Here is a 12,343-nt window from a genome sequence, read left to right on the forward strand (position 1 = left end):
GAAGGCTCCTCAGGCGGCGAGGTGGTGTTCGGCCAGCGCGCCCGTCACGCGCAGGCCGTCGGTTCCGGTGGTCCCGGCGAACGGTTTCAGTACGTCCCGGTCGACGCCGCACAGTTCGAGCGCGGCGGCGAGCACCGGCTGCCGCGCGCGGTCACCGCCGTCGGCGATCTTGACCGCGATCGCCGTACCGTCCGGCAGGGCGGCGACCTGGACGGCTTCGAAACCGTCCTTGGCGATCAGACCGGGAACCGCGTGCATGAGCGCGGTGACGTCGCGCCGGGTGCCTGCGACCAGTTCCGGATGCTTCCGGATCCCTTCGGCCACCCGGCCTTCCGGAGTGCCGGGGGCCGCCGCGGCGATCTTGCCGACGGCCGTGGCGAGCCCGCGCAGCGAAACCGCGAACAGGGGAGCACCGCACCCGTCGACGGCGACCTTCGGGATCCGTTGCCCGGTCAGGTTCTCGACGCAGTCCGCGATCGCGCGCTGCAGCGGATGGCCGGGATCCAGGTAGTCCTTTGTGGACCAGCCGTGCCGGCGGCAGGTCGCGAGCATCGCCGCGTGCTTGCCGGAACAGTTGTGCGCCAGCCTCGAAGCGGTCCGTCCCGACGCGATCCAGGTGTCGCGCTCGACCGGATCGAACGGCAGATCCTCCGGCGTCCGCAGGTCCTCCGTGGTGAGCCCGGCGCCGTCGAGCGTTCTGACGACCTCCGTCAGGTGGATCTCCTCGCCGGAGTGGCTGGCCGCGCCGACGGCGAAGCCCGCCGGGCTCAGTTCGACCCCGAGGTGGGCCATCGCGGTGGCCTGCAAGGGTTTCGCCGCCGACCGCGGATAGAACGCGGCCTCGATGTCGCCCGCGGAGAACAACACGCGGCCGTCCGGCGCGAGGACCACGGCCGAACCGTGGTGCACCCCCTCGACCATTCCGTCACGGAGGAGGTGGACCAGCGGTTCGTGGGCGGGAACGCGGATTTCGGGGATCACAGCTTCGTCTTCTCGAAGACGTCCATGTTGATCCGCTTGCGGACCCCGAACCAGCCGGCCACCAGCGCGAGCCCGATCACCGGCAGGCAGTACAGGGTGATCCGGCCGGTCTCGTCGAAGGCCATCAGCACGACGACGGCGGCGAGGAAGATCAAAGTCGCGATCTCGGTGTAGGGCGAGAACGGCAGCCGGTACGAGGGCCGTTCCACCTCGCCGCGCTTGGCCTTGCGTACGAAGAGCAGGTGGGAGAGCACGATGATCGCCCAGGTGCCGAGGATGCCGATGGCGGCGAAGTTCAGCACGATCTCGAAGGCCTGGCTGGGCACGACGGCGTTCAGGCCGACACCGACCACACACACCGCGGAGGTGAGCAGGATCCCGCCGTAGGGGACGTGGTTCTTGTTCATCACGCCGGTGAACTTCGGCGCGGATCCGGCCAGCGCCATCGAGCGCAGGATGCGGCCGGTGGAGTAGAGACCGGAGTTCAGGCTGGACAGCGCCGCGGTCAGCACCACCAGGTTCATCACGTTGCCCGCCTGCGGTATCCCGATGTTCGAGAGCACGGTGACGAACGGGCTTTCGCTCTTCGAGTAGGAATCCCACGGCATCAGCATCGCCAGCAGGACCACCGAGCCGACGTAGAAGATCCCGATCCGCCACATGATCGAGTTGATCGCCTTCGGCATGATCTTGCGCGGGTCCTTCGTCTCACCCGCGGCGACGCCGACCAGCTCGACCGAGGCATAGGCGAACACGACGCCCTGGACGATCAGCACCATCGGCAGCAGCCCGGCCGGGAAGATCCCGCCGTGGTCGGAGATCAGCGAGAAACCGGGCGTCTGCCCGTCGATCGGCTGCTGGGTGACCAGGAGGAAGATCCCGATCCCCATGAAGGTCACCAGCGCGGCGACCTTGATGATGGCGAACCAGAACTCCATCTCGCCGAACAGCTTGACCGACACCATGTTCAGCGCCAGCACCACCGCGAGCGCGATGAGCGCCAGCACCCACTGCGGGATCGGCGTGAAGAAGGACCAGAAGTGCGCGTACAGCGCGATCGCGGTGATGTCCGCGATCCCGGTCGTCGACCAGTTCAGGAAGTGCATCCAACCGGCGACGAAAGCGCCCTTTTCGCCCATGAATTCCCGGGCGTAGGAAACGAAGGCACCGGAGGAGGGGCGGTACAGGATGAGTTCGCCGAGCGAACGCACCACGAAGAACGCGAAGAGGCCGCAGACCGCGTAAACGATGGCCAGCGCCGGGCCCGCCTGCGCGAGCCGCCCGCCCGCGCCGAGGAACAGGCCGGTGCCGATGGCGCCGCCGATCGCGATCATGTTGACGTGGCGGGGCTTCAGCGCCTTGTCGTAGCCGGCGTCACCGGCGTCGGCCGGCACCGGCACGGCTTTGTCGTCGGTGCTGAGGGTCTGTTCGGTCACGGTGTCAGTCGTCCTTGTTCGGGTGCGTCGTGCGGCCGGGCCGCACGATGGTGGTGAGGGCGTTCTCGACGTGCTCCAGATGGGAGGTCATCGCCGCGACGGCGTCCGCTTCGGACCCGGCGGCGATGGCGGTGACGATCTCGCGGTGCTCGATGTTCGAGCGAGCGCGGCGGCCGCCCAGCTGGTTGAGGAAGGACGACTGGCGCGCCAGCGCGTCCCGGATCTCCTCGATGACCTTGCCGAACACCGGGTTGCCCGAGGCCTGGGCGATGGTGATGTGGAACAGCGAATCCAGCGCCACCCACGCGGTGTTGTCGGTCTCGAGATCCATCCGCTCGACGAGATGGCCGAGCAGATCGAGGTCGTCGGTGCTGCGGCGCACGGCCGCGTATCCGGCGACGGGGATCTCGACATGGCGCCGCACCTCGAGCAGGTCGCGGGCCGAATAGGTCCCGAACGTAGGGTTCTCGACCGGCCCGGTGGCGGTCACGAAGGTCCCTTTGCCCGTTTTGGACACGGTGAGGCCGAGCGCCTGCAGTCCCCGCAGTGCCTCGCGGACGACCGAGCGGCTGACCTCGAACTCCTTGCCGAGCGCGGATTCCGACGGCAACTTCTGGCCGACGGCGTACTCGCCACGCTCGATGGCGCCGCGAAGGTGGGCCAGAACGGCCTCCATCGCGCTGATGCGCCGCGGACCACCGTGTCCGGCTGTCTGGCTGTCAGACAGGTTCATGAGACGAGATCGTGCGGCCGGTCCATTGCTTTGTCAAGCGATCGGACCGACGCTCGGATTCACCCTGCGAGGCGGGTGTCGATGGGGTAATCACACGGGAATGCGGAGCCTTGCTGGGCGTCTTCGCGTGGACGGAGTCCCGTGGTGACACTGGATTCCAGCGTCGGCGTGGTCATCGTCACACGTCGAGTGGGACGTGAGGGCGGTCGGTCCTTGAAGGACACCTTCCCCAGTACATGAAGGCCCCCTTCCTTGCGCCAGGCGCAAGGAAGGGGGCCATCACGTACTTCACGACAGCAGAAGCCGTCAGACGCGGTTGAGCGCGATCACCGGGAACGGCCGGCTGGTCTTCGCCTGGTGCTCGGCCAGCCGTGGGAACGCCTTCGCTTGCTTCGCGAACAGACGGTCCCTGCCTGCTCCGGTGATCTCGACCGCGTGAGCCGCGAAGGCCTCTCCGTCCGCTTCGACGTCGACGGACGGCTCCGCGATCAGATTGCGATACCAGTCCGGGTGAACCGGATCGCCCCCGTTGGCGGCGAAGACGACGTAGCGGTCGTCGTCGGCCAGGAACAGCATCGGCGTCACATGCCGCCGCCCGGTGCGGGCACCGGTGGTGGTGAGCAGCAGGGTCGGCAGGCCGTCGCCGTGGCGGCCGTTCGCGCGGAACTCCGCGATCACGCGTTCGTTCATCTCACGCAGGTCGATCATCAACTCTCCGGGCTGCTCGGTGATCTTGGCGGCTGGCCAGTCTGCCCATCCGCGCCCAGGTCGGCAAGCACTTTCGGCTCATGCCTGCTCGCGGGCCGCGAAAAGTGTCGGTACCGCTGGCGATACTCGACGAGTGAGCCCCGTCAGCCGCGGGCGCAAGCCCGCCAAAAGACCGAAGAACCAGCGCTCCCGCCGGACGCGTCCGTCACTGGACGTGGCCAGGGTGGAGCGCTGGCCGAAGCTGCTCCACGGGCCGGTCGAGCTTTCGGACTGCGTCGTCCAAGGCCAAGTGGATCAGGACCTCGTGGTCCTCGCCGCCACCCTGACCGCGGGCAAACGTTCGGTGGGGGTCGAAGTGGTGGTCAACGAGCGCGAGGTCGACGTGATCGAACTCCACCCCGTGCCCGCGGACGCGCTGGCGGTTCTTCGCGCCGGTTTCGAGGTGAGCGAGGCACCGTTGACACCCGAGGAGTTCCGGAGCCAGGTGGAAGCGGCACTGATCTTCAAGGCGGACTCCGAAGCCTGGCTCCGGGAGAAGGTCCCGAAGATCTTCGAGCTGGGCTCGAGGCCCGAATCCGATCTGCCCGAACGCGCCGACCAGCTGCGGCGCTGGCTCGGTCTCCCCGAATACGAACCGATACCCCGGGTGCCGGGTGATCCGCTTCCGCTCGTGCTGCCTCCGCCCGTGCCTGCCACCGGCCTGCGGCTCGCGGTCGCCCTGTCCGAACCGGATCGCGCGATCTGGCGGCGGCTCGAAGTCCGCTCCGACGTCACCCTCGCCGGGCTGCACCGGATCCTCGCGGCCGCCTTCGACAGGGACGAGCGGCAGGACCACCGGTTCGAGACAGCGTTCGGCGTGTTCAGCGCCGACGCGAGGACCTGGCCCGGAGATCGGCAGGACGACGATGTCACCCTCGGCCAAGTCGTGACGGCGCCAGGTGATCGGCTCGTCTACGAGGTGGAGAGCTGGGGGCACTGGATCCGCGTCGAGCAGAGGGTCGGTCTTCCCGTGGCGCCTCGCTGCCTGGACGGTGAGCGCGCGGCGCCTCCGGCAACATGCGAAGACCGGCAAACCTACGAGATGCTGCTGGAGGCCATGGAAGATCCGGACGACGAAGACAGCGAGGCTCTGCTCGAGGAGCTCGGCGCGGGGTTCGATCCGGAGTGGTTCGATCCGGTGGCCGTCAACGCCCGGTTGGCCCGTATGAGCTGACTCCGCCGCCCCATACGGGCGTAACCGAGGCCTCTCCGCGCGCCTATTTTGCGTTGGCCGATTACGGGAGGAAGCTTGCCGCGGCGGCCCGCCATCCCGCCCACGCGTCGGTGAACCTCGGCGCATAAGGTGGGAGGACCGGCCCGCGTCACGCAGCCAGGGATCCGTCTGCCTAGGGGAGGTTTTCGCTGGTGTCGAACGATTCCTTCGTCCACCTGCATGTGCACACCGAGTACTCGATGCTCGACGGTGCGGCGAAGATCGCCCCCTTGTTCAAGGAGGCGGCGCGGCTCGGCATGCCCGCGGTCGGGATGACCGACCACGGCAACATGTACGGCGCGGACGAGTTCTACCAGCAGGCGGTCAAGCACGAGCTCAAGCCGATCATCGGCATCGAGGCCTACATCGCGCCGGAGAGCCGCTTCCACAAGAAGCCGGTCTTCTGGGGACAGGCCAACCAGCGCGGCTCCGACGAGTTCGGTGAGGGCGGTGACGTCTCCGGTGGTGGCGCCTACACCCACATGACGATGCTCGCCGCGAACTCCACCGGGCTCCGTAACCTCTTCAAGCTCTCCTCGCTCGCGAGCATGCAGGGCTACTACCGCAAGCCCCGGATGGACCGCGAGCTGATCGCGGAGAACCACGAAGGCATCATCGCGACCACCGGCTGCCCCTCGGGCGAGGTGCAGACGCGGCTTCGGCTGGGGCAGCGCACAGAGGCGATCCAGGCCGCGTCGGACTACAAGGACATCTTCGGCGCCGAGAACTTCTTCCTCGAGCTGATGGACCACGGGCTACCGATCGAGCGGTCGGTCCGTGAGGGCCTGCTCGAGGTCGGCAAGCTGCTCGACCTCAAGCCGCTGGCCACCAACGACTCGCACTACGTCACCAAGGACCAGGCCGACACCCACTCCGCGCTGCTGTGCGTGCAGGCGGGCAAGACGCTGAACGACCCGAACCGGTTCAAGTTCGACGGTGACGGTTACTACCTGAAGTCGGCCGCCGACATGCGGGAGTACTGGGACAAGGAAGTCCCCGGCGCCGCCGACTCGACGCTCCTGATCGCCGAGCGCGTCGAGTCCTACAAGGACGTCTACACGCACAAGGACAGGCTGCCGTTCTTCGAGGTTCCCGAGGGCTACGACCAGGGTTCCTGGCTGCGGGAAGAGGTCGCGCGCGGTCTCAAGTGGCGGTTCCCGGACGGCGTCCCGGACCCGTACTACAACGAGCGCATCGAGATCGAACTCGACGTCATCATCGGCAAGGGCTTCCCCGCCTACTTCCTCATCGTCGCCGACCTCATCAACTACGCCCGCAAGGTCGGCATCCGCGTCGGCCCCGGCCGTGGTTCGGCCGCCGGCTCGCTGGTCGCGTACGTCCTCGGTATCACCAACCTGGACCCGATCCCGCAGAAGCTGCTGTTCGAGCGGTTCCTGAACCCCGAGCGCGTCTCGATGCCCGATATCGACATCGACTTCGACGACCGCCGCCGCGGCGAAATGATCCGCTACGCCACCGACAAGTACGGCGTCGACAAGGTGGCGCAGGTCATCACCTTCGGCACCATCAAGACCAAGGCGGCCATCAAGGACTCCGCCCGCGTCCACTTCGGTCAGCCGGGCTACGCGATCGCGGACCGGATCTCGAAGGCGCTGCCGCCGCCGATCATGGCGAAGGACATCCCGCTCTCGGGCATCGTCGACTCGAAGCACGAGCGCTACGGCGAAGCGGCCGAAGTCCGCGCGCTCGTCGAGACCGACGAAGAGTGCAAGACGATCTTCGAGACCGCCCGTGGTCTCGAAGGGCTGATCCGCAACGCCGGTGTCCACGCCTGCGCGGTCATCATGTCGAGTGAACCGCTCACCAACGCGATCCCGCTGTGGCAGCGCGACGACGGTTCGATCATCACCGGCTGGGACTATCCGTCGTGCGAGGCCATCGGCCTGCTGAAGATGGATTTCCTCGGCCTGCGGAACCTCACTGTCATCGGTGACGCGATCGACAACATCAAGACCAACCGCGGGATCGACATCGACCTCGACACCCTCGGCGTCGACGATCCGGAGACGTACAAACTGCTCGCCAGGGGAGACACGCTCGGCGTGTTCCAGCTGGACGGCGGGCCGATGCGGGATCTGCTGCGCCGGATGCAGCCGACGGTGTTCGACGACATCGTGGCGGTGGGCGCGCTGTACCGCCCCGGCCCGATGGGCATGAACGCGCACAACGACTACGCCGACCGGAAGAACAATCGGCAGAAGGTCAAGCCGATCCACCCGCAGCTCGAGGAGCCCCTGAAGGAGATCCTGGCCGACACCTACGGCCTGATCGTCTATCAGGAGCAGATCATGCACATCGGCCAGAAGGTGGCCGGGTACACGATGGGCCGCGCGGACGTGCTCCGCCGGGCCATGGGTAAGAAGAAGAAGGAAGTCCTCGACCAGGAGTTCGTGGGCTTCGAAGCCGGGATGAAGGCGAGCGACCTCGTCCCCGGCGGCTTCTCGTCCGAGGCGATCAAGGCGCTGTGGGACACGATCCTCCCGTTCGCCGGCTACGCGTTCAACAAGAGTCACGCGGCCGCGTACGGCCTGATCTCGTACTGGACCGCGTACCTCAAGGCGAACTTCACGCCGGAGTACATGGCCGCGCTGCTCACCTCGGTCGGTGACAACAAGGACAAGTCCGCGGTCTACCTGTCGGAATGCCGCCGCCTCGGGATCAAGGTGCTCCCGCCGGATGTCAACGAGTCGGCGCTGAGGTTCGCGGCCGTCGGGGACGACATCCGCTTCGGGATGGGTGCCGTCCGTAACGTCGGCGCGAACGTCGTCGAGTCGATCATCAAGACCCGCGGGGAGAAGGGGAAGTACTCCTCCTTCACCGACTTCCTCGACAAGTCCGAACTGGTGGCCTGCAACAAGCGGGTCATCGAGTCGCTGATCAAGGCAGGCGGGTTCGACTCGCTCGGCAACACGCGGCTCTCGATGATCCAGGTGCACGAGGACGCGGTCGAGGCCGTGGTCCCGCTCAAACGCCAGGAGGCGATGGGCCAGTTCGACCTCTTCGGGTTCGGCGGGGACGACGACGCCGGGGACGCGGTGTCCTCGTCGCCGCTCGCGCATCTGAAGTTCGGGGAAGAGGAATACCCGCGCAAGCAGCTCCTGGCCTACGAACGGGAAATGCTCGGCCTGTACGTCTCGGCGCATCCGCTGGACGGTGCCGAGCGAATCCTGCGCAAACACGCGCCGCGCCCGATCGCCGCGATCCTCGCCGACCCGCCGAAGGAAGGCGAGCTGATCATCTCCGGGCTGATCACCTCGCTGGAACGCCGGGTCAACAAGAAGGGTGAGCCCTGGGCGATCTGCACCGTCGAGGACATGGACGCGGCGATCGAAGTCCTTTACTTCCCCAAGTCGTACGCGATGTTCTCCGCCGACCTCATCGAGGACAACGCGGTACTGGTCAAGGGCCGGGTCAACTGGCGCGAGGACAAGATGTCCATCTTCGGCGGCGGGCTGGTGCCGCTCGACCTGTCCGAGGTCGGCAACGGAGACGACGACCTGCCGCTGGTGCTGCTGGCCGCGCCGGAGAAGCTCGACCAGGCGGTGGTCAGCGAACTGAAACAGACCCTGCTGGCACACAAGGGCGACACCCCGGTGCACCTCAAGCTCGTCGGCAAGAACCAGACGGTCTTCGCGCTCTACGACTATCCGGTCAAGGTGACGTCGATGCTGATCGGTGAGCTCAAGGGCATTCCCGGGATCGCCGCCAGCACCTGATGACCACCTCCGAACCCGACCCGCGGCGCTGGAAGGCGCTCGCCGTCACCCTCGCCGCCGGGTTCATGGGCCTGCTCGACGTCAGCATCGTGAACACGGCGCTGCCCTCGATCCAGAAGGACCTCGGCGCGTCGAGCGGCGGGATCCAGTGGGTCGTGTCGGGCTACGCGCTGGCGTTCGGGCTGGTGCTGGTGGCCGGTGGGAGGCTCGGTGACGCGCTCGGCCGCCGCCGCATGTTCCTGTTCGCGCTCGCCGCGTTCGTGCTGACCAGCGCGTTCGCCGGCGCGGCGCCGAACGAGACGACGCTGATCATCGCGCGGCTCCTGCAGGGGTTCGCCTCGGGCATGATGACGCCGCAGAACAGCGGGATGATCCAGGACCTGTTCCGCGGCGCGGAACGAGGCCGCGCGTTCGGCATGTTCGGCGCCACCGTCGGGATCTCGACAGCGGTCGGGCCGGTACTCGGCGGCGTGATCCTCGCCGTCTTCGGCGACCCGGAAGGCTGGCGCTGGGTCTTCTACGTGAACGTGCCGATCGGGATCCTGGCGTTCACCCTGGCACTGAGATGGCTCCCGACAGCGGAGAAACCGGCGAGAAGCCTGCGGGGTGAGATCGACTTCGTCGGCATCATGCTGCTGGGTGTCGCCGTGCTCGGGGTGCTGCTTCCGTTGATCGAATCCGAACAAGGGGGGCTCAGCAGCCTGTGGTGGCTGTTCGTCGTCGCGGTGGTCTTCGGCTTCGCGTTCTTGCGCTGGGAACGTTCGATGGTGCGGCGTGGCCGTTCGCCGCTGCTGGACACACGGCTCTTCACCGGCACCCCCGGATACGCCACGGGTGCCGCCGTCGGCGCGCTGTACTTCAGCGGGTTCACCGGGATGTGGCTGGTCTTCGCCATGTTCTTCCAACAGGGCCTCGGTTACACGCCACTGCAGTCCGGGCTCGCCGTCACCTCCTTCGCCCTCGGCTCCGCCGTCTCGGCGGCGGTCGCGGGACGGCTGGTACCGAAATGGGGCCGCAAGCTCACCGTCACCGGGCTGGTCATGGTGATCTCCGGGATGGTCACGGTCGCCGTCCTCGCCGGTCAGGACCCCGGTTCCGCGGCGGGCTGGTGGTTCGCGATCCCCTTGCTCGTCGCCGGTGTCGGTGGCGGAATGGTCATCTCGCCCAACACCACCCTGACCCTGGAATGCGTGCCGACGTCGATGGCGGGAGTGGCCGGGGGAGCGTTGCAGACCGGGCAGCGGATCGGCACCGCGATCGGCACGGTCGTCCTGGCGTCGGTCTTCCACGCGGTACTGGGCGCGAACGGCGGCTATCCGTCGGCGCTGACGGCGGCGATGCTGTGTGCCGCCGGATTGACCTGTTCGGCGCTTTTACTCGCCGTGATCGAACTCCGCGCGCGCCGGAAGCGGCGTTTGCTCACTGAGCGGGAACAAGCCGCCTCGGCAGGCGCGGACAGCCCACGCGGCTGAGTCGCCGGAGCGCGTCACTGACTACGGTCGGCAAGACCTGATGCTCCATCCGAGTGACGGAGTTCGTCAGCCCCTGGTGCTACTCAGAGCAACCGGGTACACCTTACGGAGCCTTCACTGCTGTGTCTTGGCTACCGACAGTGGTATTTCTGTCGATCGATCGGGGATGGGTCGATCGGTGGGAGCGACCGTGGCGAGTCCGGAGTTCTCCGGAATGGACACCCATGGTCACGAGCCGGTGGACGGCCGTCGGCGTCCGCGGGGGACCGTTCGGCGGCAGCCGGTTCGCGTCCACTGACAGCCGAGCCCTGTGAAGCACTCGCGCGGGTGGGTCCGGCAGGGGACGCCTGGGGAGGTGCACCCCCGACCCGGACCCACCCGCCGCGCGCTCTCCGCAGGTGTGAACCGCTCCGGGCTGCGAAGATCTTCGCGAGTTCGAGATTGCGAGGAGCATCGATGGCGGAGAGTTCTGTGAGCCGGAGTCGTCTGCGGGTCTGGTACCGGCCGATGAGAATGCGGGATTCCGGGGAAGGACATCGGGTCGCGACCCCGCTGGAGCTGTTGTTCGACCTGTGTTTCGTGGTCGCCGTCGCCCAGGCCGCGGCCGGTCTGCACCACGCGATCGCCGAAAACCACATCGGCCATGGCGTGCTCAGTTTCGGGATGGTGTTCTTCGCGATCTGGTGGGGCTGGTTGAACTTCAGCTGGTTCGCGTCGTCGTTCGACACCGATGACGTCCCGTATCGCCTGGTGACGCTGGTGCAGATCGCGGGAGGGCTGACCGTCGCCGCGGGCGTCTCGTCGGCCTTCGAAGGCGACTTCACGATCATGGTGGCCGGCTACGTCTTGATGCGGCTCGCGATGGTGGTCCAGTGGTTGCGTGCCGCCAGGACCGACCCCACCTGCCGCCCCGCGGCCTTGCGTTACGCCGTGGGAATCTCGATCGTGCAGGTCCTCTGGATCGCGCGCCTGGCACTGCCCGAGTCCGCCGGGTTGGTGTCGTTCCTCGTGCTTCTGGTCGCCGAACTCGCCGTCCCGATGATCGCCGAACGCAAGCGGTGGACCGGCTGGCATCCGCACCACATCGCCGAACGCTATGGCCTGTTCACGATCATCGTGCTGGGTGAATCCATCCTCGGCGCGACCACCGCGATCAAGGAGGGACTGGACAAGGGCGAGCACACCGGCAGCCTGATCTCTCTCGCGGCGGCGGGGCTCGTCCTGCTCTTCTCCTTGTGGTGGCTGTACTTCGACCAGCCGGGACACGTTCGGCTCCAGAACGCGAAGAGCCTGTTCGCCGTCGCGAGCTGGGGCTATGGGCACTACCTGATCTTCGCCTCCGCGGCCGCGCTCGGGGCCGGTCTCGAAGTCGCCGTCGACTACGACACCCACACCGGACACGTCGCCTCGCTGCCCGCGGCCATGGCGACGACCGTGCCCGTCGCGATCTACCTGCTGAGCGTCTGGCTGATGCACATCGGCCCCACCAACGAATGCCGTCCGATCGCGATCGGCTTCCCGGTGACCGCGGTCCTCGTCCTCGCCGCGTCGTTCACGCCGGCGCCCATCCACGTCACCGCTCTCCTCGCCGCCGCGCTCGTCGCGCTGACGGTGCTCGCCACCCATGGCGAGCCTGTGCCGGGGGAGAGCCGGATCGACGCAGGTCAGAGCCTCGGCGCGAAAAAAGGGACCCCCCTGTAAACGCCGGTTTCGGGCCGTGTAATGTTCTCTTCGTCGCCAGGGAAACCGAGCGGCCGCCGGGAACACGAACCAAGCTCCCACCGGATGGTGGTAGAGTGGGTGGTCCCGAACCGGAGAGGTAACCTTACCCCGCTGAGACGGCAGTTTCGAGCAGGTGCTAGGGTGTGCTTCGGACAAAAGCCAAGAAATAACTGCTTCGGATAAGGCCGCTTGATTGTGGTGCGATTCGGGGTGTGTTGCTTGAGAACTCAACAGTGTGCTAGTGAACTAAGCCAGTAGAGCTTATGTATTTGAACCTCGTTTGAGGTTCCTTTGAGTGCAAG

General features: G+C 67.0%; 8 protein-coding genes. 4 read left to right on the forward strand and 4 right to left on the reverse strand.

Annotated elements, in window-relative coordinates:
• Positions 1–9 precede the first annotated feature (9 nt).
• From ACZ54P_RS38495 to ACZ54P_RS38510, 4 genes are all read right to left on the reverse strand, one after another.
• Complete coding sequence (locus ACZ54P_RS38495) at positions 10–981, reverse strand: asparaginase (protein WP_465466549.1); 972 nt, start codon at positions 979–981, stop codon at positions 10–12.
• A complete protein-coding gene (locus ACZ54P_RS38500; protein WP_465466550.1) occupies positions 978–2,417 on the reverse strand; it encodes an amino acid permease in 1,440 nt (479 codons plus the stop codon). Before ACZ54P_RS38500 ends, ACZ54P_RS38495 begins: the two co-directional genes overlap by 4 nt.
• Positions 2,418–2,421: 4 nt before the next feature.
• Entirely contained in the window at positions 2,422–3,093 is a 672-nt protein-coding gene (locus tag ACZ54P_RS38505) for a FadR/GntR family transcriptional regulator (RefSeq protein WP_465466557.1), read from the reverse strand.
• 363 nt (positions 3,094–3,456) lie between these two features.
• On the reverse strand, positions 3,457–3,858 hold the full coding sequence (locus ACZ54P_RS38510; protein WP_465466551.1) for a nitroreductase/quinone reductase family protein: 402 nt from the start codon (positions 3,856–3,858) through the stop codon (positions 3,457–3,459).
• Positions 3,859–3,991: 133 nt separating this feature from the next.
• Here ACZ54P_RS38510 and ACZ54P_RS38515 point away from each other — a divergent pair, with 133 nt between their 5' ends.
• From ACZ54P_RS38515 to ACZ54P_RS38530, 4 genes are all read left to right on the forward strand, one after another.
• Positions 3,992–5,071 carry a plasmid pRiA4b ORF-3 family protein gene (locus ACZ54P_RS38515; RefSeq protein WP_465466552.1) on the forward strand — a complete coding sequence of 360 codons (1,080 nt, stop codon included), beginning with the start codon at positions 3,992–3,994 and terminating at the stop codon, positions 5,069–5,071.
• 191 nt (positions 5,072–5,262) lie between these two features.
• Positions 5,263–8,847 (forward strand): DNA polymerase III subunit alpha, encoded by a 3,585-nt coding sequence (gene dnaE / locus ACZ54P_RS38520; RefSeq protein ID WP_465466553.1) that lies wholly within the window; start codon positions 5,263–5,265, stop codon positions 8,845–8,847.
• Entirely contained in the window at positions 8,847–10,319 is a 1,473-nt protein-coding gene (locus ACZ54P_RS38525) for an MFS transporter (RefSeq protein ID WP_465466554.1), read from the forward strand. The genes dnaE and ACZ54P_RS38525 overlap by 1 nt, the downstream gene beginning before the upstream one ends.
• 456 nt (positions 10,320–10,775) lie before the next feature.
• The gene (locus ACZ54P_RS38530) at positions 10,776–12,020 is read left to right on the forward strand and encodes a low temperature requirement protein A (protein ID WP_465466555.1); all 1,245 of its coding nucleotides are present in this window, start codon (positions 10,776–10,778) and stop codon (positions 12,018–12,020) included.
• Positions 12,021–12,343 lie beyond the last annotated feature (323 nt).

The sequence above is a fragment of the Amycolatopsis sp. NPDC034160 genome (assembly GCF_055575355.1).

Excerpts from the sequence above, each read along its gene's own strand:
- ACZ54P_RS38505 (WP_465466557.1), bottom strand. The coding sequence starts at position 3,093 with ATGGAGGCCGTTCTGGCCCACCTTCGCGGCGCCATCGAGCGTGGCGAG.
- ACZ54P_RS38510 (WP_465466551.1), bottom strand. The coding sequence starts at position 3,858 with ATGATCGACCTGCGTGAGATGAACGAACGCGTGATCGCGGAGTTCCGC.
- ACZ54P_RS38525 (WP_465466554.1), top strand. The coding sequence starts at position 8,847 with ATGACCACCTCCGAACCCGACCCGCGGCGCTGGAAGGCGCTCGCCGTC.
- ACZ54P_RS38530 (WP_465466555.1), top strand. The coding sequence starts at position 10,776 with ATGGCGGAGAGTTCTGTGAGCCGGAGTCGTCTGCGGGTCTGGTACCGG.